Genomic DNA, 25,626 nt, shown 5'->3' on the forward strand with positions numbered 1-25,626 from the left:
TTATACTGCATAAACAACTGCCTCATAGAAACCCATCATTGGTTAAAGTGATGGTTTTGTTAATGATCAAGACAACTCGTTATTAAGTTTTTGTTGTAACTACATCATATCTCTTATCTATTTCAATAATTAAAAATTTACTGTCTCATCACTCTCATTTTTAAGTGTCCGGCTCAGTAATGCATTGGCTGCTTCAACTACGCTTTTATCACAAAAGAGAACTTGATAAATTTGTTCTGTAATTGGCATTTCCACCCCGATACGTTGCGCTAATGTACGTACTTCTTTAGTATTTAAATAACCTTCAACAACTTGACCAACTTGTTTTTCTGCTTCTTCTCTCTTTATTCCTTTTCCAAGCAGCATTCCAAAACGACGATTACGCGACTGGTTATCAGTACATGTCAAAACTAGATCACCTAAGCCCGTCATACCCATAAATGTGGAAAGTTCAGCGCCCATAGCAATGCCTAAACGACTAATTTCAGCTAATCCTCGTGTAATAAGAGCTATGCGAGCATTTGCTCCAAATCCCATACCGTCCGATATACCTGCACCAATAGCAATAACATTTTTAACTGCTCCACCTAATTGGACACCGATCATATCTGAATTTTTATAAACTCTGAAATTTTTGCTACAATGAAAAAGTTGCTGGAGTTCTTCACTAAATTCAGCATCAGAAGCCGCTACTGTAACTGCTGTAGGCAAGCCAATAGCAAGCTCTTTAGCAAACGTTGGTCCAGAAAAGACAGCTAAAGGAATTTTATCACCTAAAATCTCACAAGCAACTTCTTGTAAAAGACGTCCCGTACCATGTTCTAAACCTTTGGTTGCCCAAATAATACGTGAGTGCTGATCCAAATAAGGATGGATATTACACAATACCTGACGAAATACATGACTTGGAACAACAATCAATATATTGTGACTTGCCCTTATTGCGATCTCAAGAGAATCTTCTAGCGATAGATTTTCAGGAAATTGAATATCAGGCAAAAAAGCCCGATTACAGCGATATTTCTGTAATTCTTTGATATGATGAGGATTATATCCCCAAAGTAAAACACGACGGCCGTTACGGGCAAGAGCAATAGCCAAAGCAGTGCCAAAAGAACCGGCACCAATAACTGTTATCGAAATTGCTTTCATTAAATTTTCTAATTATTCTCCAAACCTTTAATTCGCATTGTAAGCTATTATTGTAAATAGATTCAAATAAGATATTTTTAATATAAATTCACCGAATTTGAAAACTCTCTTTTTTTGGCTTCACCTCACACGACATAAATTTTTTTTAATTCCTCATATTTTCTGTACTGAATTGTATCAATGTTATTTTTGTACAATCTATAATCAACACGTTTATCAAAAAATTAAGGTAACAGTACATTATCTATGGATTTTCTCATTTCAGAATAAAAATGTATTCAAAATTCTGGATTCTATACCCCTGTTTTTATCATCTTTCTATTACCCATTTTATATCCTAAAAACTGTTTTGTAACTCACACATATACAAAAAGAGCCAATGCTTTCAGCACTGGCCCCACGAATTTTTTACTCTTTGTCACTACTCTACGGGAGTGGCATATTTGGTGCCTGCTCCACAGGCATTTCAACACCTGGTGCTTGTTCCACAGGTGTTTGCCCCACAGGCATCTCAACACCTGGTGCCTGCTCCATAGGTGTTTGCCCTACAGGCATTTCAACACCTGGTGCCTGCTCCATAGGTGTTTGCCCTACAGGCATTTCAACACCTGGCGCCTGCTCCACAGGTGTTTGTCCCACAGGCATCTCAACACCTGGTGCCTGCTCCATAGGTGTTTGCCCTACAGGCATTTCAACACCTGGTGCCTGCTCCATAGGCGTTTGTCCCACAGGCATCTCAACACCTGGTGCCTGCTCCACAGATGTTTGTCCCACGGGCACTTCAACACCTGGTGCTTGTTCCATAGGCATTTTCACTCCCGACGCTTGCTCTATAGAAGTTTGCGTATTTGATAATTGCTCTGACACTGATGCAGAACTACCTAATATTTTTGGCTCAATAACACGCCCTGAACCACCCATCATATTATAATTCAAATGAGAAATAGCCCACCACGTGCCTCCAATAATAATAAAAACGCAAATAGCTGCAAACCACAAAGCACTTAAATTCCATTTGGCATCTGGACCAGAATTCAAGTGCAAAAAGAAAACAATTTGCACTATAATCTGAATAATCGCCATCCCAATAAGGTACATTACCTTTGTGCTAATTGCCCAACTGTCCATCATTCCATACATTACAGGAATAAAAGAACCCATTGTAAAAAATACAGCTAAAATAAAACCGATTAAATAAGAACCAGTACTGGGTCCATGTGTTTCGTTATGCACGCTCATTACAATGCTCCTAATAGATATACCATAGTGAAAACACCAACCCATACAATATCAAGCAAATGCCAGAAAATTGAAAGGCACACCAAACGCGTTTTATTGTCCTGATCCAAGCCATTACGACGAAGATGAAAAAACATAACGACCATCCACAGGAGACCAACACTTACATGAAGACCATGGGTTCCAACCAAAGCAAAAAATGCTGACCAGTAAGCGGATAGAACCTCTCGTCCAAAAAGCTGTAAACCTGTTGTAGGATCAATACCAGCATAAGCACCAGGATCGTAATAAAATACCTCACCTAAAAGCTCATGAAACTCGTAAATTTCCATTCCAATAAAGCAACATCCAAGGACAAAGGTGATAGCCATCCACAACCGCACACCACTGAGATTACGTTTATACGCTTGCACCATTGCAAACCCATAAGTAATTGATGAGAATAATAAAATAGCAGTTTCAACTAAAACAAACTTTAAATCAATAAATTCATTACCGGGTTTTCCTCCACCATAAGAAGCAGAAAAAACAGCAAAGCTTGAAAAAAGTGTCGAGAACAGTATCAAATCCGAAAGAATATAGACCCAAAAACCAAATGTCATTATTGAGCTACTGTCGTGATGATGTTCATCAATATGAGCATTATTCATTGTCATCGTATTCATACTGTTGCTCCTTGTTTTTTAAGAACAGCTGTAAAAACATCCTCAGTTTTTTGCACTTCTTCAACTGGAATATAGTAACCATGATGATCACCGGTTAACGAATGACACACAAGCGTTGCCACGAAACCAATTAATCCGATCGCAACAAGCCACCAAATATGCCAAACGAGAGCAAAACCAACGATTAAAGAAAAGAAGCCTGCAATAATCCCTGCTGATGTATTTGAAGGCATATGGATTTTTGAAAACCCATTTGTTGGACGCTGATAACCATTTTTTTTCATATTCCAATAAGCATCGTCCGTCTGTACTTCTGGAATTATTGCAAAATTGTAAGCAGGAGGAGGTGAAGAAATAGACCACTCAAGCGTACGTCCATCACCCCAAGAATCATTTAATGTTACCGGTAAGTGTCCCTTATGCTTGATACCATACCAAATTGCCAAAACAACCTGCAGCACAAAACAAAGAATACCAAGCAAAATAATGAATGCACCCAACGCAGCAATTATAAACATGGGCTGCCAGCTAGGTTCCATGTAATGTTGGAGACGACGTGTAGCTCCCATTAAACCAAGTGCATAAACTGGAAAAAAAGCAAGGTAAAAACCAATGAACCAACACCAGAAAGACGCAATACCCAATATTCGATTTGGTTTATAACCAAAAACTTTTGGAAACCAAAAAGCAAGTCCTGCTAAATAAGCAAAAACAACACCACCAATAATTGTATGGTGAAAATGCGCCACTAAAAAGAGCGAATTATGAAACTGCCAATCAGCAGGCACGATAGACATCAAAACGCCGGTTAATCCACCACCAACGAACGTAAAGATCATTCCCATACACCAAAGCATTGGAGGCTCAAAACGAATTCGACCTTTATACATAGTCAGCAACCAATTAAAAACTTTAACTCCTGTTGGAACCGCAATGATCATCGTTGCAATACCAAAGAAAGTATTTACAGCCTCTCCTCCACCCATTGTAAAGAAATGATGTCCCCAAACAACAAGGGAAAGAATTAAAATAACCAACATTGCCCATACCATTGAAGTATAACCGAAGAGGCGCTTTGAAGAAAAAGTCGATACAACCTCAGAAACAATCCCAAAAGCAGGAACAACCAAAACATAAACTTCAGGATGACCAAAAATCCAAACATAGTTAATCCATACCATTGGATTTCCGCCACCAACATTGGTAAAAAAATTCATACCCAAATAACGATCGCATGCCAAAAGTGCAAAAGCTACAGTCAAAACAGGATAAATAACTAAAATAAGGACATTGCTAACAAAAGCGCTCCAACAAAAAACAGGCATTTTCATCATTGTCATCCCAGGAGCACGCATTTTAATAATGGTTGCAACAAAATTGATTGCCCCCATCGTCGTTGCAATACCAGAAAGCTGAAGTGACCATAAATAATAATCTACCCCTGTATCTGGACTCCCTTGCAACTCAGAAAAAGGTGGGTACATCAACCAACCACCGCGACCAAAATTACCAACACCTAGGGATATGTTAATCAATATTGCTCCTGCAGCTGTAATCCAAAATCCTAAATTATTAGCAAAGGGAAAGGCAACATCACGAGCACCAATTTGAAGCGGTATAAGATAATTGAAAAGACCAAATAAAATCGGCGTCGCCATGAAGAAAATCATAATCGTGCCATGAGCCGAAAAAATCTGATCAAAATGATCAGGTGGTAAATATCCCGCCGCTTCACTCCCAAGTGCCATAGCCTGATGTGTCCGCATCATAATTGCATCGGCAAAACCACGAACAAGCATGATAATACCAAGAACGATATACATAATACCGATGCGTTTATGGTCAACTGTTGTAATCCAATTTCGCCATAAAACTCCCCACCACCCAAGTACTGTTAAAGCAATAACTGCAATTAAACCAACCAAAACAATCGCAATACATGTGTATAAAACGATCGGCTCATGTGCAAGTGCATGAAAAGCACCTGCCGTAGGATCTGTAAGTCTTCCAAACATTTCTCAACCCATATCAAATGAATTTCAGTTAAAAGAAACCTTCTTTTCAAAGGTCGCTTTCTCTATTGATGCTCTAAATGGCACCAGGATCAAAAACAGAACAAAGTGCACCCCAAAGTGTCTGAGCCGCAGCACGCTTCATTAAGTCTTCATTACATACGGTATTTTCATCAACGCATCGATTTACAATCCGGTAATAAAGCCGTTCTTCAATGGGCGCAAAATAACGGACTTCAGCATCTTTTTCTTTCGCAGCAATATCACCCATACGAGGCGCAATAGAAAGCTGACGATAAGATGCACGATCAAGAGCTCGTCCATGAGACCGAGCTTTAGCAATCCAGTTATCAAAATCTTGCGGAGACACAGAATACCATTTAAAGCGCATCTTCGCAAAACCATCACCACTATAATTCGCAGAGGTTCCTTTGAATATTCCTTGCTCATCCGCCACCAGATGCAACTTAGAATTCATCTGCGGCATAGCGTAAAGAACCGTCCCTAGCTTTGGTACCCAAAAGGCATTTACAGAATTTTCTGATGTCAACTGCAACAAAACTTGACGACCTTTAGGAGCGTAAATTTCATTGATCGAAGCAATATTATATTCAGGGTAAATAAAAAGCCATTTCCAATCAAGAGCTACCACATCTACTTGTAACGGCTTCCCTTCACCAACAACCTCAACTGGAAGCGGATTCTCTGGTTCAAGCTCATAGGTGTAATAGGCTGTCAAAGAACCTAAAACCATTACAATAGCAATTGGAATGCCCCACATAAATGCTTCAATTTTATTCGAATGCCCCCACTCAGGTAAATATTCTGCTGCACTGTTCGATGCACGGTACTTAATGGCCAAATATACCACACTTGCCATCACTGGAATCACAACGCAAAGCATAACAGCAACACAAATAACAATCAAAATAAGCTGTTGCCGTGCAACATATCCTGCTGGATGAATAACGTCAAATCTACAACCAGATAAAAGCAACGCCACCCCTAAAATTACGAGCATCTTTATTTGTTTAACAAAGTTTCTCATTTCACCTGCCCCATCTTTACATATCAGAAGTTAGCATCAAAAACGACGCAACCTCAATGATATGCTTACCTATTTAAAAACAATTATCAAGTAAATTCAAATGGCCTCATCAATATTATACAATTTTTGACCCCTTTAAAAAGGATTTAAGTCTCTTAACAATATATTCAAGCGCAAACCAATATCCATCACTCCCACAACCAGCAATGACCGCATCTACAGCCGTAGACGTATAGGAATGCTGGCGAAAAGACTCACGGTGATAAATATTAGACAAATGAACCTCTACTTTGGGACCTGAAAATATTTTTAATGCATCAAGAAGCGCAACAGATGTATGACTATAAGCAGCTGGATTGATGATCAAACCAGCGCTCATCCCAATCGCTGCCTGTATCCATTCTACCAATTGGCCTTCACAGTTACTTTGATGAAAATGAACTATTACACCAGTCCTTATTGCCCATTCTTTGCAAAATTGTTCAATATCCTCTAGAGTTTCAGTTCCGTAAATTTCTGGCTCTCGTCTCCCAAGAAAATTTAAATTAGGACCATTTAAAATCGTTATAATTGTAGACATAATAAGCCTCTTCCGTTCAACCATTACTTTATAAAAAATTCAGCATGTCTTTTAGTTCAATAAAGCTCCATCCTTAATCTCAAAAAACTCTGCTCGTCCTTTTAAGGCATCAAATAAAAGACGGTCTGTTCCTGTCATAAATGTTTGCCCACCTAAATCATCAAGAATATCAAATAAAGCAGCACGGCGATGAAGATCAAGGTGTGCTGCCATTTCATCAAGAAGAAGAATGGGGGCTCTCTCTGAGATCTCGCCTGTTAAACGCGCATGACACAAAACCAAACCTGTTAAAAGGGCTTTTTGCTCTCCTGTTGAACAAGATGTTGCAGCCATATTTTTATCAGCATAAAAAACCTGCAAATCTGTGCGATGTGGCCCTTCCAATGTCCGCCCAGCAGCACGATCTATTGCCCGATTATGCTGTAATCGATTATAAAATTGCTCTTCAACCTCAACCGCGGATATCTTACTAAGAGCTGTTTCTAAGAAACCATCAATTTGCAAAAAAGCACGCGGAAAAGGTATCTGTGATGGTGTTTGTGCAAACATGTCATTTAAAAGACGAACAACATCAATACGCGCCGCAGCAATAGCTGTTGCCAATTCTGCCATTTGTTTTTCTAAAGCAGCAAACCAAGCATAATCTTCATTTCCATCTAAGAACAAACGGTTACGTGCCCGCATAACCCTATCATAATCTGCTATGCGGCGGCTATGTAAAGGATCAATAGCCAAAACCATACGATCCAAAAAACGTCGACGCTCAAGTGAAGGACCTGTAAAAAGCCCATCCATAGAAGGTGTCAGAATACTAATATGACAATAATCTGTTAAGCAATCACCTGTCTCATTCACACCATTAATATGAACCTTTCGACTGCTCTCACCAACTTCCAAAGATGTCCCGATCTTTACTTCCCCATAAAGAGCACATTCAAGACGTGCAAAAACAACAAATCCTCCACCCCTGCCATCTGCAAAACTAATATCAGAATAAGCGGCACGTCGTAAACCACGACCAGGTGAGAGAAAAGATAAAGCCTCTAAAAGGTTCGTCTTACCAGCACCATTATGGCCGGTAAAAACCACATGCTGACCTGAAAAATGAATATTAAAGGAAGCATAATTGCGATAACGTACAAGCTTTAGCTGCCTCACTGCCACTTTGTGCACATGACCAGCTATGTATTGCAAAATAACTGTCCCTAAACGCGGATCGGCATCAACACGTAAAGTGCATCTGCATTATCATTATCACGAATTAGAGCTGGAGCTACAGCATCGGACAACATAAAAACCATTTCATCATTCGAAAGTTGTCCAGCAATATCCAAAAGATAACGTGAATTAAAACCTATCTCAAGCGGAGCAGATGTATAAGCCGCTGATAACTGGTCTTCCGCACTTCCTGAATCGGGACTATTAACAATAAGCTTCAATTGTCCATGTTCAATCGTTAACTTCACCGCACGCCCACGATCATTTGAAATTGTTGAAACACGATCAACCGCAGAAGAAAAATCCTGCCTATTAACAACCAACTTTTTATCATTTCCAAGAGGAATAACACGTTGATAATCTGGAAAGGTTCCATCAATTAACTTTGATATCAAAATCACAGAACCTACAGAAAAACGAATCTTTGTCTCTGAAAGCTCTACAGACACATCACCATCAATTTCTTCCGAAAGAAGCTTTTGCAATTCTCCCACAGTTTTACGAGGAATAATAACACCCGGCATTCCATCAACACCTGAAGGAGCTTCCATCTCAACTTGCGCCAAACGATGACCATCAGTCGCAACTAAACGCAACTTTAAAACACCATCATCAATAACATGGAAATAAATACCATTAAGATAATAACGGGTTTCTTCAGTAGAAATAGCAAATTGCGTACAATCAAGTAAACGCTTTAACCCTGAAGCCGGTAGAGAAAAATGATAACCAAACTGCCCTGGAAGTGACTCTGGAAAATCTACTTTGGGAAGGCACTGTAGATGAAAATGCGCACACCCTGAAACAACAGACATTGTACGCGCTTGATTCTCATCAACTGATAATATGATTTCACTGCCATCAGGAAGCTTTCGAACTATGTCATACAACAAATGTGCCGGAACAGTTATTGCACCACTCTGTTCAACATTGACTTTAAAAGATTCCGTAATCTCTAAATCAAGATCCGTTGCTTTTAATTGCACACTACCGTTGTCTGCATCAATCAATACATTCGATAGAATAGGAACAGTATTACGACGTTCCACCACACGATGAATACGCCCTAGAGATTTAAGAAATTGACTGCGATCAACTGTAATACGCATAAAATCCCCGTTACAAATTTACAAAAAACCACAAAAACTCTCTAGATTAAAAATAACCTATCCCCTTAAGAATCACCTACCAAATTTTATTCTTCCTCTTTTAAAATAGCAAGTAACTGCTGGATAAGAAAAGACAGTTATTGTTACTAATTCTCTATGAAAGTGCATTTAAAGAGAGGTAAAATATTATACTGCCTGCTCTCCAATCAACCGCTTAAGCAATTCAAGCTCTTTGGCCAATGTTTGGTCACCACAAACCAAATCTTCAATTTTGCGTACGGCATGTAAAACTGTTGTATGATCACGTCCACCAAAACGACGTCCAATTTCTGGTAATGAGCGAGGCGTTAATACTTTGGCTAAATACATTGCAACTTGTCGCGGTTTCACAACTGTACGCGTTCGACGGTTAGATAACAAATCCTGTTTAGAAACATTATAATGACGCGCAACCGTACGTTGAATTTCTTCAATGCGAATGCGTTTAGGTTCGCCAGAACGTGTCAAATGACCTAATAATTCATCAATTCGTTCTAAAGATAAATCAGATTCAAAAGACTGACGAAACAATAACTGATTAAATGCCCCTTCAATATCACGTCCCGATCCTAAAACTGTTCTAGCAATATACTCCAGAATATCATCAGAAATTGAAATCATACCATCATCTTGTTGCGCCACCTTTAACCGCTGATGCAGCATTTTTAAACGCATTTCATAATCTGGTGCTTCAATTTCAAGAGCTACTCCTCCCTGAAGACGAGACCGAACCCGAAGATCTAGCGATTCTAACTCCGCTGGTGGACGATCCGCCGCAACAACAACTTGTTTTGCACTATCAAGCAACATATTAAGCAAATGGCAAAATTCATGCTGTATCGACTTTCCTTGCAAAAATTGCATATCATCAATAATAAGAAGATCAATATCACGAAGCTGCTCTTTAAAAGAAAGAGCATCATTATCACGAATAGCTGTCGCAAAACGCCACATAAAATACTCAGCGGTCAAATAAATAACCCGCGCAGACGTTAAACGCTTCAACGCTGCTGCCGCAATAGCTTGAAGTAAATGTGTTTTTCCCAAACCAACAGATGCATGAATAAAAAGAGGATTAAACCTTAAAGCACTCTTGTGCCCTTCAGCAATCGAACGAGCAGCCGCTAAAGCAACACGATTAGAAGAACCCTCCACAAAACTCTCAAAAGTATAACGAGAATCAAGGGGTGAACCTAAAACACCAGTTTGAAGACTCTTAACTGGATGTTCAGAGCAACTTTCAACAAAAGGTAGCTCCACATGCTCTTCCAAAATAACAGGAGCTGTACTTGTTCTACAAACGACACCTTTTGAAACACGCTTCATACCGCGAACGATAACTTCAACACGAAGAATCGCTGAATTCTCTTGCTTCCATAAATTGGTCAAAAGAGAGCCATAATGATTGGTAATCCATGATCGCAAAAACGCTGTAGGAACAGAAAGCTTTACAAGATTACGGCTATATTCAGCAAGCTTCACACGTCCAAACCAACTTGTATAAGCCTCAATACCAACCTGCACCTTTAATTGCGCCATCACACGCGCAAAAGCCGCTGCTCCCGCCTCTTCTGATATAATAGGATACTCTAAAGAGGCATTTATATCAGCTGCCCCACTCCTATCCGTCATATTACTCTTGATTATTTTCTCTGCCGACAGGATATTCACCGAAACCCTTTTAAAGGAACTAGCTCTAGAGTTCAACTTATCCACCATCTTTCATCCTGATAAAAATAAAAAAATTGTTCTACCAAACAGCTAACATTCAAATTAGCAAAGGCAAAACGCCCTACCCCAATAAGATTACTTACCCTCCCCTAGGATAGCCTCATTACAATCCCACCAACAAAGATGACTAATTAAGATTTACTTGTACTCACAATGCGACCCACTCTTCTAAAATGGCAAATAGACTAATAGAAAACTCAAAAAACATGCCGTCCCCCATGAAAGCCTATATAGCTTAACTCAAAGCATCTTACATTTAGCATAGAACAAGATAACAAGCTGATGTAACCCCTATATGTTTTTAGTCTCCACAAGAACCATACAAAACAGCAGAGGTAGAATGCAAGAGGTCAAAATGAAATCAAAAGGCCCTAAAAAACGCCATAAAGCTGATCATAAAAATAAGAAATGAGAAAAATTATTGATTCAATTCATTTTTTTTCTCTAAATTTACCAATAATTAAAGAATCTTTTCAGATAAAAAAAAAAAAATAAAAATACTTGACAAAAAAGACTCTGTAAAAATCCACAGAGCTTGTGGATAACCATACAAAATCTACGCATTTTCTCTCCTTTTAAGAAGGAGAATCGTTACCGATTTCTCTCCCTAAAAAGGTTGGTTTTTTAAAAAAATAAGCAAAAAAAACCAGCACCCACGCGGATGCTGGTTCTTTTAGTAAGAATGGAAAAGTCTAAACGCTAAGAGCTTTTAAACGTTTTGCCAAACGTGATACTTTTCGTGCAGCAGCATTTTTATGAAAAACCCCTTTGGAAACTGCACGCATAATTTCAGGTTCAAAATTCTTAAACGCTATTTCTGCAGAAGCCCTATCGCCACCAGCTAAAGCATCATCAAACTTACGCATAAAAGTACGAACGCGCGAACGACGGGCCTTATTAACCTGTGTGCGTGCTGCAACTTTGCGCACGGCCTTTCGCGCAGAAGGTGTATTCGCCATAAATATCTCTCTCTTTCAAAGCATCAGATAGGATTAGTCCAAACAAAATCTCTACCAATCTAAATAAAGCTAAGCAATAAAATTATAAAGCAGCTGATAACCGTATGGTTTATAACGCAATCCTCAAGCTAACGTCAATCAAATTTTCAAAGATAAGCATAAAAAGATAAAGCCAAATTTCTGAACACTTCCTTTAAAGGTTTAAAGATCTTCTGAACAAATGTGATTTAAACTGCTAGATTTCGCAAAACATATTGCAAGATTCCACCATGATGCAAATAATCTAACTCATCTTCCGTATCAACACGGCATAATAATGGAACAATTTTTATGGTTCCATCAGGAAAAGTAATGGTAGCTATCGTTTTCTGACGAGGCTTCAAATTGTGAATCTCTTCTATCGTTACCTTCTCATCCCCCTTTAAACCTAAAGATTGCCAGCTTGTACCCGCTTCAAAAACAAAGGGAACAATTCCCATACCAACAAGATTAGAACGATGAATCCGCTCAAAAGACTGAGCAATCACGGCTTTTACACCAAGAAGATTGGTGCCCTTTGCTGCCCAATCACGCGATGACCCATTCCCATATTCAATACCGGCAAAAACAACAAGTGGAATACCTTCCTGCTTATAGGCCATTGCCGCATCATAAATTGCTTGCTCTACCCGCGATGGATAATGAATTGTATACCCTCCTTCACGACCATTTTCTCCCAGCATGAAATTGCGAATGCGAATATTGGCAAAAGTTCCACGCATCATCACTTCATGATTCCCACGACGTGTTCCATATTGGTTAAAATCAGCAACTTTAACACCATGATTCGTCAAATATTTTCCTGCAGGAGAATCAATTTTAATGGAACCAGCCGGAGAAATATGATCTGTCGTGATTTTATCACCAAACAGACCTAAAATTCGCGCCTCCTTAATATCTGACAACATATTAGGAATTTTCTGCATATTCTCAAAATATGGGGGATTACGTACATATGTTGATTGCTCATCCCAAGAATAGGTAGCACCCGTTGGAACCTGAACTTTTTGCCAATATTCATCTCCCTTAAATACATCCGCATATTTTTCGACAAAAATCTTACGTGTGACATTTTCTTCGATAAATTCTTGTATTTCTTTAGAAGTTGGCCAAATGTCTCTCAAGTAGACAGGTTGACCATCTGAACCTATCCCAAGGGGTTCCTTGGTTAAATCTTTACGCACTGTTCCTGCCAAAGCATGTGCAACAACCAATGGTGGCGAAGCTAAATAATTCGCTTGCACATCAGGGGATACACGCCCTTCAAAATTACGATTTCCTGAAAGAACCGCAGCTGCAATTAAACTATTATTATTAATTGTTTTGGAAACAGCTGGGGACAAAGGACCAGAATTCCCAATACATGTTGTGCACCCAAAACCTACTAAGTTAAACCCTAGTATATTTAAATCTTTTTGCAAACCGGAATTGATAAGATAAGCCTCAACAACTTGAGAACCAGGTGCAAGAGAAGTCTTAACCCATGGTTTGCTCTTAAGACCTTTCGCTACAGCATTACGGGCTAGAAGACCTGCAGCAATAAGAACACTTGGATTTGATGTATTCGTGCAAGAAGTAATCGCAGCAATTACGACATCGCCATGACCAAGCGTGTATTCCTCACCCTCAACCCCATAACGGTCATCTTGCCCAACAATTTTTTTATAATCCTCGACCAATGCTCCCTCAAAACCCTGTCCAACATTTTCTAATGCAATACGTCCTTCAGGACGTTTAGGACCGGCCATAGAAGGCACAACACTTTCCATATCGAGTTCAATTGTATCACTAAAAACGGGATTGGCTACTGCTTCATCATGCCACATCCCTTGTGCTTTGGAATAAGCTTCTACTAGAGCAATCCGACTTTCATCACGCCCTGTCATATTGAGATAACGCACCGTTTCTTTGTCAATTGGAAAAAAACCACAAGTTGCGCCATATTCAGGTGCCATATTTGCAATTGTGGCCCGATCAGCAAGTGTCATGTGTTCCAGACCTGGGCCAAAAAATTCAACAAATTTACCAACCACGCCCTTCTTGCGTAGCATTTGTGTTACCATCAACACTAAATCAGTAGCAGTCACACCTTCTTTAAGTTTACCTGTTAAACGGAAACCTATCACTTCAGGTAACAACATAGAAATGGGCTGACCTAACATTGCTGCTTCTGCTTCAATACCCCCAACACCCCAACCCAAAACACCCAAACCATTCACCATAGTTGTATGCGAATCAGTCCCTACACAGGTATCAGGATAAACTGTCTGATGGGCCTCATCATTCTTCATCCACACACATTGCGCTAAATATTCCAGATTAACTTGATGGCAAATCCCCGTTCCTGGAGGAACAACACGAAAATTTTGAAAAGCTTGCTGTCCCCACTTAAGGAAACGATAACGTTCACCATTGCGTTCATATTCACACTCAACATTTTCTTTAAAGGCCATAGGATTGCCAAAATAATCAACGATAATTGAATGGTCGATGACAAGATCAACAGGAATGAGAGGATTGATTTTTTCAGCGCTCCCTCCAAGTTTAACCATGGCATCGCGCATCGCAGAAAGGTCGACAACTGCAGGGACACCTGTGAAATCTTGCATAAGAACACGCGCTGGACGATAGGCAATTTCCGCACCAGCACTCCCTTTGTCGCTTAACCACTTAGCAACATTTAGAATATCTTCCTTTTTGACCGAACGCCCGTCTTCAAAACGTAATAAATTTTCGAGAATGACTTTCATTGAAAACGGCAAATGAGAAACACCATCGAGCCCATTCTTTTCCGCTTCAATCAAACTGTAATAAATATATTGCTTGCCCTCAACATCTAAAATTCTACGGCAATTAAAGCTATCAATTTGAGTCATGACTGTCCACCCTCATACTACAAACCATCCAATTTCCCGGAATGAACAACACAAACTACGAATCAAGGTCGCAGCCTGAGCGCAGACGCAATCACCTCCGCTATCCATTTCCCCCTCCGCCTTTCCACAGGCAAATTCGGAAATCAGCGCCAAAAACTATTCTACACCAGATATTAATGTAACACAGAGCTTATAGAACTATTTCTAGAACTATTCTAGATATAATCGCATAAAAAACGTGTTTTTTGTGCGATAATGCAATTTTTTATCTTATGATGCAATCAATGTTCTAAAAAATAAAAGCAAAGCAAGAAATTACATGGTATTATCAGGTAAAGATTTAGCAGCTCACAGAAACCAAGAAATTCTGTTCGAAAATCTTTCTTTTTGCTTATTTCCCAAGCAACTTATGATAATTACAGGCCCAAACGGAGTTGGAAAATCTACCTTATTGCGAATCATAGTTGGTCTTCTTAAAGCTGCTGAGGGCAACATTATTCTTAAAGAGTATGAACAAACATATCCTGTAGGGACGGCATGTCATTATCTTGGTCCACAAAATGCCATGAAGCCTTCTTTATCCGTCATCGATAATCTAAAATTTTGGTCAGCATTTTATGGACAACATTTGCTTTATCCGCAGGAAGCTCTTGCCGAGATCGGTCTTTCTGATCTTCAACACTTACCCTTCAACGTTTTATCAACTGGGCAAAAAAGGCGTGTAGCCATTGCTCGTCTTTTGCTCTCCCATCGTCCTATTTGGATTTTAGATGAACCAATATCAGGAATTGATAATCATGCTCAAATGCTTGTTGCAAATATTTTTCAGCGTCATCTCAATCAAGGAGGTATGATTATCGCTGCAACCCATCATCCCCTAGGTATTCCAGAAAACCTTAAAATCGCGCTGGAAGAATTCTTACCTCCCCAAGAGAGAAGAAAATGAAAGCATTATTCTGGCATGATCTTAAATTAGCCTTAGCTCCACAAGCCTCTTCGTTAACAGGGCTTTTGTTTTTCATCGCTGTTGTTTTGATAACGCCCTTCGCCATTGGACCAGATCCTAAAGTCCTTGCACAAATAGGACCAGGCATATTATGGTTTGGAGCTCTTCTCGCAGGACTTCTTAATCTGAATAAACTTTTTCAGACTGATCACGATGATGGAACTCTCGACCAATTTATTCTCTCGGAACAAAGACAAAGTTTCACATTGATTATATTTACTAAATGCCTTGCCCATTGGGTAGGAACAATGTTTCCTCTTATTTTTGCTACGCCTATTTTAGCATTCATGCTCCATTTAGACGCTACAATAACTTTTACAACAATACTTACCCTCTTATGCGGAACACCAGCCATTATTTTTATCGGCGCTATAGGAGCAGCCCTTGCAACGTCATTGCTACATAGTACTCTTCTCATTTTTATCATCATCTTACCGTGGATTATTCCAATTATGATTTTCGGTGTTTCAGCTGCTATAGCGCCAATAAACCCAAATGTTTCTTTTCTCACTTCTTTGGCTCTTCTTATCGCTTTTTCACTTCTTTTGAGTCTTTTTAGCTGTTTTATTACAACCATAACGTTCAAGCTTTTATCAGAATAGTAAAAGGAATTGCCGCACAGTAAAACTGTGCCTATTATAAACCTCATGAATGAAACATCTCACATCTATAAAACGAGGACGCTTCCTACAAGTTTAACTCGTTTTATGAAAATAAGCAGAGCCATTTTACCTTGGTTAACTGGTATAATATTCTGTCTTCTTATCTTAGGGCTTATTCTGATTATGCATTCTCCTGATGACTATCAGCAAGGTATCACCGTCAAGATTATGTATATCCATGTGCCATTTGCGTGGCTCTCTACAGTTTGTTATATAATAATGAGTATTGCTGCTTTAGAAAGCTTGATTTGGAAACATCATCTTGCTGATGTAACGCTTAAATGTGGTGCGCCAATTGGAGCAATTTTTACAGCTTTGGCTCTGATGACAGGTGCGCTTTGGGGACGCCCGACATGGGGAACGTGGTGGGTATGGGATGCACGACTCACATCGGTTTTAATTCTGCTTTTTATCTACCTTGCCATTATCATGCTGGCTCGCGCTTTTGATAACCAAACAAAAGCTACACGCGCTACAGCAATTCTCACCCTCGTTGGACTCGTGAATATCCCCATTATCAAATTTTCCGTTAACTGGTGGAATACACTCCATCAATCAGCATCCCTTCTACGTTCAGGAGGACCAACAATCGAGCATGCTATGTTATGGCCCCTCATAACAATGATATTTTGTTTCAGCTTGATGTTTATTTTACTCTATTTGATGGCTATGCGAAACGAAATCAATCGTCGTCATATCCAAATACTCCAGTTTAAAAAAGCCCGTCATGCACAACATAAGGACTCTTCATCATGCTCAACCTAAACAATATTCATAATGGACTTTTAGGGAGTCTCTCTCAAAAAATTGACGGGTTTCTTGGTACCCTTCACCATGAGCAAATTGTGGTTCTAAGCTATATGCTTTCTGCAATCTTTCTTTTATGTTTTATTGGATACATTCTCTACAAAGGTAACGATCAAAAAAAAATCTTAAAACAGTTGAACCAAAAAGAGTTATTTCGAAAAGAAAAATAGAATGAAAAACATCTCTCAAAAACCTAAAAATAGTGGATCTTTATTCGTTTTATTTGGTCTCTTTGGACCATTTGTGTTTGTACTTCTTTTCATTATGCTTTTTTTTTACTTTATGAGCAGTAAACATCCCAATGATACTTCTCTTCTCCCCAACACATTATCTGCAAAACCCGCCCCCAAAACCAGTCTTCCCCTTCTTGATAAGGAAAATCATCTTCTTAATTTAGAACAATTTAAAGGACACGTAACATTGGTCAATTTTTGGGGATCTTGGTGCTTATCTTGTCGTGAAGAGCATGCACTCCTCATGAAGCTTGCACAAGATCAACGTTTTGATATTATTGGCATTAATTATAAGGATAGCAAAGAGAATGCACAACGCTTTCTGAGAAATTTTGGTAATCCTTTTAAAGCCATTGGCTTTGATGCCTCAGGGCATATAGCCATTAACTGGGGCGTATATGGACCACCAGAGACCTTTCTTTTGAATAAGGAAGGCACTATTATTGCCAAACATATTGGTCCTTTAACATGGCAAATTTATCAGAAAAAAATCCTGCCAGAAATTGAAAAAGCGATAATGACAGAAGAGCTCTCTAACAACAATACATTGCTTCATAAAAAAATTCGTTTTCTTTCTCCTCTTGAGGAGAGAAAATAGTTAAATTTCCTTGCTTCAACTCCTCCTATAATGAAGCCTCCAAAGCTTACTTGCATACCACAAAGAAGATAAATGTATGATAAAAATTATTTGAAAAAAATAATATATTTCTTATGCACTCTTTTAGTACAAAAGAAGGCATAACATTGGAAGCTGAGAAAGAATATAAAAGTACTGTGATTGCCCCCTTCACAAGCTTAAAAATCATAGTACTTAATGTAATTTCGCACGACACATAAATGATCGAATTGAAAGGGAAAAACGATATTTTTTAACATAAGTATGAAAATGAATAAGTGAGTTGTCGTTCTTTGTAAAAGGTGAAATTTTATTCAAGAACATGAAAAACAAAAACATGAGATTTTTACTAATCCCTCTTATTAAAAAATATCGCTGTTGATACCTTTAAAATCGCAAAGCTGAATTCAACAAGATGATAAAGATGGAAATGACTAATACATAATTACACAATGAGGTGTAAAAATGAAACTTGAATCCCCCTGAGGAAAGCGTTTCCCTCTTGATTAAAATCCTCACCTGTGCAATTTTCTCTTCTAGAATATTATAGATTGAAACAACAACTGAATGAGAAAGCATAAATATAATATTCGTTACATTGCCAATATTATACTCTTATCCGTCGTCTTTCAGAGATTGGCTGAAATGCTATCTTGGCATGAAAAGCACAATAAGGACCATTTTCACCAGAATCCGCACCACAAAAATGGAAATCTGATGATAAAGGATCTCCAACTGGCCATCTACATGTATTTTCACTCAATTGTAAAAGATTAAGCTGGCGTGATATAGGCACAACGACATTTGATTGTGAGGGTACCTCCGTTTCTATTACAGCTTCCGCTACACGTTCCACCTTTAAATCTGTTACGCCAACACTGCTAGAGGCAGTATTTTTTGGCAATCCAGCTGATGGAGTACGACGCATACGCGGAGATGATGGATCAGTAGGTGCCTTTTGTGCACGGGCCCCGCCTGGTGCTGTCTTACCGCGTCCTGGTAACTTTAATCGGTGTACTTTACCAATCACTGCATTCCTGCTAACCCCACCTAACTGAGCTGCAATCTGACTTGCACTTAACCCTTCACTCCAAAACTTCTTAAGAAGTTCAACACGTTCATATGTCCAACCCATATCAGCACTCCATTCTGATCACTTCATTGAGATGCATCTCGTTGCATCTTCAAATGCTTAAATAAAAAATCTTATACTCCAACACGAGCATAAAAAAATTTACTCAACCTATGGAACTTACAAACTGAAACACAACCTTACTTCTGATTTAAACTACAATAGGCACTAACTCTCTGACAAGTACCTTTCCCTCTTGAAGAGTTTATTTAGAATGTTTTCCCCAACTTGCAAATAAAGAGAGAAAAAACCTCATATTTACTTAAGATTTTTCCCTAATAAATGCTTCTTACAAAATTTTATTTTTTTTGCCAAAATGAAACTCTGATTGCACCGTATCTAAAACGACAACACTGCTTTATTTGCGTCGTCGTTTTGTTTATTATATGGCAAAATGTAGAACATAAAGGAAATAATGATGGGCGATAGCGTTATACAGTCACTTTATACATGCTTTGCTCGACGTAATTTGCATTTCAAAAAAGGTGAGGGTGTATGGCTTATTTCCGATAAAGGTGAGCGTTATCTCGATTTGGCATCTGGCATCGCTGTTAATGCATTAGGATATGCACATCCAAAATTGGTTGAGACCCTCAAAAAACAGGCTGAAAAACTTTGGCATATTTCCAATCTTTTTCAATCACCTGAACAAGAGGCTCTTGCTAAACGACTTTGTGCAAACAGTTTTGCTGATAAGGTTTTTTTCTGTAATTCTGGTGCTGAAGCACTTGAATGCGCCTTCAAAACTGCTCGTCACGCACATTATACCTCTGGCCATCCAACACGCATTGAAATTATTACTTTTGAAGGAGCATTTCATGGGCGCACACTTGCAACGCTTGCCGCTACTGGGCACGAAAAATATCTTGAAGGCTTTGGACCAAAAGCTGGTGGATTTATTCAAATTCCTTTTTGTGATGAAAATGCTTTGCGGAACGCTATCAATAAGAATACCGCTGCTATCCTGATTGAACCTATTCAAGGCGAAGGTGGAATACGAACAGTCTCTCACGAAACTTTAAAGTTTTTGCGCAAAATCTGTGATGATAATAATCTGTTACTCATTCTGGATGAAGTTCAAACAGGGATTGGACGAACAGGAAAACTTTTTGCTTATGAATGGAGTGATATTACACCTGATATTCTTACTCTCGCAAAAGGACTTGGTGGTGGATTTCCGTTGGGAGCTTGTCTTGCAACAGATCAAGCTGCAAAAAGTATGACACCAGGAACCCATGGCTCAACTTTTGGCGGAAATCTTCTTGGGATGGCTGTAGGAAACAGTGTTCTTGATATCATATTAGAACCAGATTTTCTTCCCCATGTTCAGCAAATGGGCAATAAGCTAAAAAGTGGACTTTCAAACATTCTCAATATCTATCCTGATATTATCTGCGCAATTCAAGGTGTTGGCCTTATGCTAGGTATCCAATGTGTTGTTCCTGCAAATGTTGTCGTCACTGCTTTAGAAAAGCAATATGTTCTAGGTGTTGCTGCTAACAACAATGTAGTGCGTTTATTACCTCCCCTTATTATAAAAGAAGAAGAAGTAGACGAAAGCCTATATCGTATTGAAAAAGCAATTGCTTCTCTTTCACAAACAAATAAAAAAAGGCAAGTACCATAAACATGACAAATGCTCTTCGCCATTTCACCGATTTATCGGTTTTACCCCCTCAGACAGCACGTACTCTTATCGATTATGCGAAAAGTCTTAAAGCATCCTTTAAAGCAGGGAAAGGTGCAAAACCTTTTATTGGTAAAACATTAGCAATGATTTTTGAAAAACCGTCCACACGAACTCGTCTTTCATTCGATATTAGCATGCGCCAACTGGGTGGTGATACAATCATGCTAACCGGTTCAGAGATGCAGCTTGGTCAGAGTGAAACTATCGCTGACACAGCACGTGTTTTATCGCGTTTTGTGGATATCGTTACCTTACGAACAACACGCCATGACCGAATGCTCGAATTGGCACAATACGCACAAATTCCTGTTATCAATGCTCTTACCGATGATACACACCCTTGCCAAATTCTTGCAGATATACTGACTTATGAAGAACACCGTGGGCCTGTTGCGAACAAAATATTTGCGTGGATGGGAGATGGTAACAATGTGCTTCATTCCTTGATCGAAGCCACTGCTCTTTTTGATTTTCATCTACGGATTGCTACTCCCAAAGGCAATGAACCACAAGAAAAATTTGTCAACTGGGCACGTGAACGGGGGGCGCATATTACACTGACCAACGATCCTCAAAAAGCAGCTAAAGATGCTGACTGTATTATGACTGATACATGGGTTTCCATGGGACAAGAATTTCGTGCTCGCAGTCATTCTATTTTTCAGCCTTATCAAGTTAACGACGCTTTAATGAAACGAGCTAAACCTGACGCCCTTTTCATGCATTGCCTTCCTGCTCATCGTGGCGAAGAAGTTGTCGATGCTGTAATAGATGGAGCGCATTCCGTTGTTTTTGATGAAGCTGAAAATCGCCTTCATGCCCAAAAAGCAATTCTTTTTTGGTGCTTACAAGAACCATTTTTCTCTCCACAATAGCCTACCAAAACAAATCATATAAAAGGCAAAGATATGATGCATGAACAATCCACAGAGACATTCTCTCTCAATAATATCCATTCAAGTGAAGATGATACTGTTCTTCCCTTTCAAGTCGAAGAACTTGATATTCGTGGGCGTGCTGTACAAATTGGAGAGACTTTAAATTCTATTCTCACAAGACACCAATATCCCGAACCGGTTTCTTATCTTCTCGCAGAAGCTTTAGTTTTGACCGTTCTGCTTGGAACCTCCCTAAAACTTAAGGGAAAATTTATTTTACAGACCCATTCCGATGGACCGGTTAATATGGTGGTGTGTGATTTCTCTCCTCCGTCCAGTCTCCGCGGTTATGCGCGTTTTGATAAAGAAAAGTTAAAACAAGCAATAGCCAATGAGCAAATATCTTCAGAAACACTTTTGGGAAAAGGGACTTTAGCTTTCACTATCTACCAAGGCACCCATACGCAACCTTATCAGGGAATAGTGGCATTAGATGGAACAAATTTACAAGAAGCTTCCCATACCTATTTTAATCAGTCAGAACAAATTCCCACCGATATACGTTTAGCAGTCGCTATACTAATCAACCGAGATCAACAAGGAAAACCACAGAAAAACTGGAGAGCAGGAGGAATTTTGACTCAACTCTTGCCCAAAGCATCATCTCATCATCAAATATATGAACCAAATAAAAATCCAGAAGAAACGAAAACCCGCACACAACTTGAAAATCAATGGCAAGAAGCCAAAGCATTGACAGCAACCATTGAAAGTGCAGAATTGACAGATCCCCAAGTTGGCAGTAAACGGCTGTTGTTTCGTCTTTTCCATGAACAAGGTGTTAGAGTTTTTAATCCCTTTTTTCTCATCGATCAATGCTCTTGTTCGCGTGAAAAGATTAAAGAAATGCTGGAAGGTTTTCCTATTGAGGAACGCAATGAAATGGTTAAAAATGAATATATTTCAGTTACATGTGAGTTTTGCTCAACAACTTATCGTTTTAAACCACAAGAATTTTCTGAAAATAAAACATAACAAATATTCTTCACAAAGAGGAACATATTGGCTACAGCTAAAATCAATCTTTAGAATATATGGTGTATCTTGTTCCCTTAGAATTAATAGTTCTTTCATTCATTGCTTACATAATCACGCTCCTTATTCAAATTAACACACACGCCATGTACTTTTTATTTTATAAAAAAGATCCTTCTTGTTGATATGTTTCTTGCTCTCTGAAAAAACCTCTCCTTTACTCGTAACATATCAACAAGAAGGATCTTTTAACACAATCAAGTTTTTGAAGCCTTTTATAAGCGCATCAAGTTCTTGATTTTAAATATAAATAATCTTTATAAATTGAATGAGATTCATGAATAAAGTTATATTTTTTATTCGAGTTCTCTTAATTTAAGAATCAAAAAATGTCGTTGTAAGAAAAGCAATTATCATGAATATAAAATGGGGATTTTATGCATTATCCTCATACAAAAACAAAAACCCTATGGGGATAGCGTATAATAACAGTCTTAGTCTGTGTCATACACCAATCCAAACCTATTATACTAATCTCAATAATCAAGAACAAAGTCAGTCAATAAACATCTCATTGCTTAAGAAAAATTTGAACATCTTAAAAATTATGGAATGTTTTGGATATTCTTTAGACAGATCACTTCATTCAACAAATATTTTTTTGGATAACGATCATCAACTTATAAAAAATAGTTTCAGCAGAATCACGATTTGTAAAGGTTAGACGTAATGGTACGGACCTCACAATAAAATTTTACACTCATACCTTTTCCCAAAAATATAGCTTGTAAAATACTATAACTGATAAAATCAATATTGACTTGAAAAAAATCTGAACAACATCATAGCTCTTTGCTTGGCACAAAACGGCGTAACCAAACATAAAGCGCACCTCCACCACCATGTTGATGAGCTGCACGCTCAAATGCATGAACATAATATCGAAAAGCTGATGTTGATAACCAATGAGGAACAAATTTATACAAAGCACCATCACTTCCGGCTGATCGACCTTTCCCTGTAATCACAAGCACATAACGCAATCCACGTTGCTGAGATGATTGTAGAAATTCTTTTAAGAAAAAATACGCTTCTTCCTGTATACAACCATGAAGATCAAGACGAGCTTCAAGTGGATAATGGCCTTTTGCAATTTTACGATGAATAGCATGATCGAAGAAATGGACCTTATGTGCTTTGGCAATCGCCATCTTTTCTCTTTTAACCACTGTTGGTTTCTGCTGTTTTCCCTGAGATAATGAAAGGATTGATGGTCCATGCTGTTTTTTATGATAGATATTTGTAATATTTTTTTCGATAGAAAAATGGAGTTTATCATGAAGAGGAACTATTGTACGACACACACTCTCCCATAGAAGACGATCTTTTGAAGTTAATAAATCCTTCTTCTCTCTCCATGCATTCGTGGGCATTTCAATCTTCAATCTCTTCTAAAGCTTCTTTCTACGACCTTATGAACCAAAGAGATTTTAATTTTCATCTTCTGTTGCAAAAAGTTTCCAATTTGGATCTGACGATAGGCTATTGCGAACAAAAGTCCAAATATCCCTAATTTCTACAATCGCATCAGGATCACCATCTATACGCTCTCCCTGCTCATTATAGGTTACAGAAATCATTTCGCTAATAATTCGTACAGTTAAAAATTGTTCCTTTTCTTGCATTTCTGCTGCGACAAACTCAATTTTATTAATTCCAACAAAAGTAAACTCGACTTTTTCATTGTTTTTTTCGCGTTGCTCAATAGCAGCACTAAAGCTCTCAAAAACATTCTGAGAAAGTAATTTCTTAAGCTGATCACAATCCCCTTTAGCAAAAGCTGTTACAATCATTTCATAAGCAACTTGAGCACCTTTTATAAAAAATTGAGGAGAAAACTGAGGATCGCTCTGACGAAGTGCGCGTAAACCTTTATTCAGTGCACTTCCCTCTGGTGAAATCGCATCAATTTCATTAAAATCGCTCTTTTGTGAATTATCCTGATGAGGGAACGAAACAACATGGTCTGTCGTTTCTGATTCAATCTGTTTTTTAGAATGACGTGAATAAGGGTCGAAGGGAGGCTTTTCAAAACCAATCCGTTTTCCTAATACATTACGTAGTTGTACAAAAACGACAACCATAATAACAAGAGCTATGACAAGTATAACGTCAAATTCCATGGGCGCTGTTAATCTCCAAATCTAAGATGATCTGTAATAAACATTGCAGTCAATATCATTTATAAATAAAGATGTAAAATAAGGAATCTACTATTTAAATATTTTTATAGCCTCTCATGCATTTTCATAGCCTTTATTCCTTCGTGTTTATACAAAAATAGCTCTGTCGTTTTCTATCACAAAACTTGGGAAGGAAATTTTTGTGTGATAAAGTCTTACTCTTTAAACCCTCGCTTTTTTATCGTTCTCTTCCTCAGCGCTCTCTTGATTGAAATCGCCGGCTTTATCGTTGTTGGAAAAGAAATTGGAATTTTAGCAACTTTAAGTTTGGTTGTTCTCACAACAATAGCAGGAATTATTTTGTTGAGAATTCAAGGATTTAGCCTTTTAAAAAACATACAACGTGAATTTATCCAAGGGCAAACATTAAAAAATTATATGGTTGATGATGTTTTCATCATTCTTGGCGCAATTTTACTTATTCTGCCAGGTTTTGTAAGTGATCTTTTGGGAATATTACTGCTTATTAAACCAGTCCGTTCTGTTGTTTGGCGTTTTTTATCATCCCTTAGCAAAAAAATGAATTCCCATCCTAAGCACAAGACCAACGCGCAAAATACATCTGAAAAAATAATTGATCTTAACGAAGAAGACTATCAAGTCCATAATTCCACAGATTCTCCATGGCGTAAAGGTGATGATAATCATTAAAATGCC

Annotated in this window: 23 protein-coding genes; 9 read left to right on the top strand and 14 right to left on the bottom strand. The window is 38.4% G+C overall.

The features are described from left to right. Positions 1-129: 129 nt before the first annotated feature. The 11 genes from gpsA to acnA all read right to left on the bottom strand — a co-directional run bounded on the left by gpsA (position 130) and on the right by acnA (position 14,667). On the bottom strand, positions 130-1,152 hold the full coding sequence (gene gpsA / locus AC0QT1_RS00090) for an NAD(P)H-dependent glycerol-3-phosphate dehydrogenase (RefSeq protein WP_473201378.1): 1,023 nt from the start codon (positions 1,150-1,152) through the stop codon (positions 130-132). 426 nt (positions 1,153-1,578) lie between these two features. Then, a complete protein-coding gene (cyoD, locus tag AC0QT1_RS00095; protein ID WP_473201379.1) occupies positions 1,579-2,391 on the bottom strand; it encodes a cytochrome o ubiquinol oxidase subunit IV in 813 nt (270 codons plus the stop codon). Continuing rightward, on the bottom strand, positions 2,391-3,056 hold the full coding sequence (locus tag AC0QT1_RS00100; RefSeq protein WP_473199981.1) for a cytochrome (ubi)quinol oxidase subunit III: 666 nt from the start codon (positions 3,054-3,056) through the stop codon (positions 2,391-2,393). Before AC0QT1_RS00100 ends, cyoD begins: the two co-directional genes overlap by 1 nt. Continuing rightward, positions 3,053-5,071: a cytochrome o ubiquinol oxidase subunit I gene (gene cyoB / locus AC0QT1_RS00105; RefSeq protein ID WP_473199980.1), complete on the bottom strand. Its 2,019-nt coding sequence runs from the start codon at positions 5,069-5,071 to the stop codon at positions 3,053-3,055. The genes AC0QT1_RS00100 and cyoB overlap by 4 nt, the downstream gene beginning before the upstream one ends. A 73-nt stretch (positions 5,072-5,144) precedes the next feature. Next, positions 5,145-6,116 carry a ubiquinol oxidase subunit II gene (cyoA, locus tag AC0QT1_RS00110; protein ID WP_473199979.1) on the bottom strand — a complete coding sequence of 324 codons (972 nt, stop codon included), beginning with the start codon at positions 6,114-6,116 and terminating at the stop codon, positions 5,145-5,147. A 115-nt stretch (positions 6,117-6,231) separates the two neighbouring features. Beyond that, complete coding sequence (gene aroQ / locus AC0QT1_RS00115) at positions 6,232-6,696, bottom strand: type II 3-dehydroquinate dehydratase (RefSeq protein ID WP_473199978.1); 465 nt, start codon at positions 6,694-6,696, stop codon at positions 6,232-6,234. A 51-nt stretch (positions 6,697-6,747) separates the two neighbouring features. Then, positions 6,748-7,881: a DNA replication/repair protein RecF gene (gene recF / locus AC0QT1_RS00120; RefSeq protein WP_473200033.1), complete on the bottom strand. Its 1,134-nt coding sequence runs from the start codon at positions 7,879-7,881 to the stop codon at positions 6,748-6,750. A gap of 20 nt (positions 7,882-7,901) precedes the next feature. Next, positions 7,902-9,023 carry a DNA polymerase III subunit beta gene (gene dnaN / locus AC0QT1_RS00125; protein ID WP_473199977.1) on the bottom strand — a complete coding sequence of 374 codons (1,122 nt, stop codon included), beginning with the start codon at positions 9,021-9,023 and terminating at the stop codon, positions 7,902-7,904. A 186-nt stretch (positions 9,024-9,209) separates the two neighbouring features. Next, a complete protein-coding gene (dnaA, locus tag AC0QT1_RS00130) occupies positions 9,210-10,781 on the bottom strand; it encodes a chromosomal replication initiator protein DnaA (protein WP_473199976.1) in 1,572 nt (523 codons plus the stop codon). Between the two features lie 704 nt (positions 10,782-11,485). Continuing rightward, entirely contained in the window at positions 11,486-11,752 is a 267-nt protein-coding gene (gene rpsT, locus AC0QT1_RS00135; RefSeq protein WP_473199975.1) for a 30S ribosomal protein S20, read from the bottom strand. A 227-nt stretch (positions 11,753-11,979) separates the two neighbouring features. Next, entirely contained in the window at positions 11,980-14,667 is a 2,688-nt protein-coding gene (acnA, locus tag AC0QT1_RS00140; RefSeq protein WP_473201380.1) for an aconitate hydratase AcnA, read from the bottom strand. A 319-nt stretch (positions 14,668-14,986) separates the two neighbouring features. On the opposite strand from acnA, the gene ccmA reads away from it, so the two are divergent. The 5 genes from ccmA to AC0QT1_RS00165 are packed head-to-tail and all read left to right on the top strand — an operon-like array spanning position 14,987 to position 17,973. Then, positions 14,987-15,613, top strand: a complete 627-nt coding sequence (ccmA, locus tag AC0QT1_RS00145; protein WP_473201381.1) for a heme ABC exporter ATP-binding protein CcmA — start codon at positions 14,987-14,989, stop codon at positions 15,611-15,613. Then, positions 15,610-16,275: a heme exporter protein CcmB gene (gene ccmB, locus AC0QT1_RS00150; RefSeq protein ID WP_473199972.1), complete on the top strand. Its 666-nt coding sequence runs from the start codon at positions 15,610-15,612 to the stop codon at positions 16,273-16,275. Before ccmA ends, ccmB begins: the two co-directional genes overlap by 4 nt. A 45-nt stretch (positions 16,276-16,320) precedes the next feature. Further along, complete coding sequence (locus AC0QT1_RS00155; RefSeq protein ID WP_473201501.1) at positions 16,321-17,100, top strand: heme ABC transporter permease; 780 nt, start codon at positions 16,321-16,323, stop codon at positions 17,098-17,100. Further along, entirely contained in the window at positions 17,088-17,312 is a 225-nt protein-coding gene (locus tag AC0QT1_RS00160) for a hypothetical protein (RefSeq protein WP_473199971.1), read from the top strand. The genes AC0QT1_RS00155 and AC0QT1_RS00160 overlap by 13 nt, the downstream gene beginning before the upstream one ends. A 1-nt stretch (position 17,313) precedes the next feature. Continuing rightward, positions 17,314-17,973: a DsbE family thiol:disulfide interchange protein gene (locus AC0QT1_RS00165; RefSeq protein ID WP_473199970.1), complete on the top strand. Its 660-nt coding sequence runs from the start codon at positions 17,314-17,316 to the stop codon at positions 17,971-17,973. A gap of 625 nt (positions 17,974-18,598) precedes the next feature. Here the strand turns inward: AC0QT1_RS00165 and AC0QT1_RS00170 are convergent. Continuing rightward, positions 18,599-19,126 (bottom strand): GcrA family cell cycle regulator, encoded by a 528-nt coding sequence (locus AC0QT1_RS00170; protein ID WP_473199969.1) that lies wholly within the window; start codon positions 19,124-19,126, stop codon positions 18,599-18,601. Between the two features lie 415 nt (positions 19,127-19,541). Between AC0QT1_RS00170 and AC0QT1_RS00175 the strand changes: the two genes are divergently transcribed. From AC0QT1_RS00175 to AC0QT1_RS00185, 3 genes are read left to right on the top strand one after another with little or no spacing between them, the layout of a single operon-like run. Beyond that, positions 19,542-20,750 (top strand): acetylornithine transaminase, encoded by a 1,209-nt coding sequence (locus tag AC0QT1_RS00175; RefSeq protein ID WP_473200031.1) that lies wholly within the window; start codon positions 19,542-19,544, stop codon positions 20,748-20,750. Between the two features lie 2 nt (positions 20,751-20,752). Beyond that, positions 20,753-21,688 carry an ornithine carbamoyltransferase gene (gene argF / locus AC0QT1_RS00180; protein WP_473199968.1) on the top strand — a complete coding sequence of 312 codons (936 nt, stop codon included), beginning with the start codon at positions 20,753-20,755 and terminating at the stop codon, positions 21,686-21,688. A gap of 36 nt (positions 21,689-21,724) precedes the next feature. Next, on the top strand, positions 21,725-22,726 hold the full coding sequence (locus AC0QT1_RS00185; RefSeq protein ID WP_473201502.1) for an Hsp33 family molecular chaperone: 1,002 nt from the start codon (positions 21,725-21,727) through the stop codon (positions 22,724-22,726). Between the two features lie 842 nt (positions 22,727-23,568). On the opposite strand, the gene AC0QT1_RS00190 is transcribed toward AC0QT1_RS00185, so the two are convergent. After that, positions 23,569-24,159 (bottom strand): Smr/MutS family protein, encoded by a 591-nt coding sequence (locus AC0QT1_RS00190; RefSeq protein WP_473201382.1) that lies wholly within the window; start codon positions 24,157-24,159, stop codon positions 23,569-23,571. 57 nt (positions 24,160-24,216) lie between these two features. Further along, positions 24,217-24,909: a Tim44/TimA family putative adaptor protein gene (locus AC0QT1_RS00195; protein WP_473199966.1), complete on the bottom strand. Its 693-nt coding sequence runs from the start codon at positions 24,907-24,909 to the stop codon at positions 24,217-24,219. 204 nt (positions 24,910-25,113) lie between these two features. Here AC0QT1_RS00195 and AC0QT1_RS00200 point away from each other — a divergent pair, with 204 nt between their 5' ends. Then, positions 25,114-25,620: an FxsA family protein gene (locus AC0QT1_RS00200; protein WP_473199965.1), complete on the top strand. Its 507-nt coding sequence runs from the start codon at positions 25,114-25,116 to the stop codon at positions 25,618-25,620. The last annotated feature ends 6 nt before the right edge of the window (positions 25,621-25,626 follow it).

The sequence above is a fragment of the Bartonella sp. P12B genome (genome assembly GCF_055796185.1).

Excerpts from the sequence above, each read along its gene's own strand:
- AC0QT1_RS00170 (WP_473199969.1), bottom strand. The coding sequence starts at position 19,126 with ATGGGTTGGACATATGAACGTGTTGAACTTCTTAAGAAGTTTTGGAGT.
- cyoA (WP_473199979.1), bottom strand. The coding sequence starts at position 6,116 with ATGAGAAACTTTGTTAAACAAATAAAGATGCTCGTAATTTTAGGGGTG.
- dnaA (WP_473199976.1), bottom strand. The coding sequence starts at position 10,781 with ATGGTGGATAAGTTGAACTCTAGAGCTAGTTCCTTTAAAAGGGTTTCG.
- ccmA (WP_473201381.1), top strand. The coding sequence starts at position 14,987 with ATGGTATTATCAGGTAAAGATTTAGCAGCTCACAGAAACCAAGAAATT.
- cyoD (WP_473201379.1), bottom strand. The coding sequence starts at position 2,391 with ATGAGCGTGCATAACGAAACACATGGACCCAGTACTGGTTCTTATTTA.
- AC0QT1_RS00100 (WP_473199981.1), bottom strand. The coding sequence starts at position 3,056 with ATGAATACGATGACAATGAATAATGCTCATATTGATGAACATCATCAC.
- argF (WP_473199968.1), top strand. The coding sequence starts at position 20,753 with ATGACAAATGCTCTTCGCCATTTCACCGATTTATCGGTTTTACCCCCT.
- AC0QT1_RS00160 (WP_473199971.1), top strand. The coding sequence starts at position 17,088 with ATGCTCAACCTAAACAATATTCATAATGGACTTTTAGGGAGTCTCTCT.
- rpsT (WP_473199975.1), bottom strand. The coding sequence starts at position 11,752 with ATGGCGAATACACCTTCTGCGCGAAAGGCCGTGCGCAAAGTTGCAGCA.
- AC0QT1_RS00195 (WP_473199966.1), bottom strand. The coding sequence starts at position 24,909 with ATGGAATTTGACGTTATACTTGTCATAGCTCTTGTTATTATGGTTGTC.
- AC0QT1_RS00175 (WP_473200031.1), top strand. The coding sequence starts at position 19,542 with ATGGGCGATAGCGTTATACAGTCACTTTATACATGCTTTGCTCGACGT.
- ccmB (WP_473199972.1), top strand. The coding sequence starts at position 15,610 with ATGAAAGCATTATTCTGGCATGATCTTAAATTAGCCTTAGCTCCACAA.
- aroQ (WP_473199978.1), bottom strand. The coding sequence starts at position 6,696 with ATGTCTACAATTATAACGATTTTAAATGGTCCTAATTTAAATTTTCTT.
- acnA (WP_473201380.1), bottom strand. The coding sequence starts at position 14,667 with ATGACTCAAATTGATAGCTTTAATTGCCGTAGAATTTTAGATGTTGAG.
- cyoB (WP_473199980.1), bottom strand. The coding sequence starts at position 5,071 with ATGTTTGGAAGACTTACAGATCCTACGGCAGGTGCTTTTCATGCACTT.
- AC0QT1_RS00185 (WP_473201502.1), top strand. The coding sequence starts at position 21,725 with ATGCATGAACAATCCACAGAGACATTCTCTCTCAATAATATCCATTCA.
- AC0QT1_RS00190 (WP_473201382.1), bottom strand. The coding sequence starts at position 24,159 with ATGCCCACGAATGCATGGAGAGAGAAGAAGGATTTATTAACTTCAAAA.
- AC0QT1_RS00165 (WP_473199970.1), top strand. The coding sequence starts at position 17,314 with ATGAAAAACATCTCTCAAAAACCTAAAAATAGTGGATCTTTATTCGTT.
- gpsA (WP_473201378.1), bottom strand. The coding sequence starts at position 1,152 with ATGAAAGCAATTTCGATAACAGTTATTGGTGCCGGTTCTTTTGGCACT.
- AC0QT1_RS00155 (WP_473201501.1), top strand. The coding sequence starts at position 16,321 with ATGAATGAAACATCTCACATCTATAAAACGAGGACGCTTCCTACAAGT.
- dnaN (WP_473199977.1), bottom strand. The coding sequence starts at position 9,023 with ATGCGTATTACAGTTGATCGCAGTCAATTTCTTAAATCTCTAGGGCGT.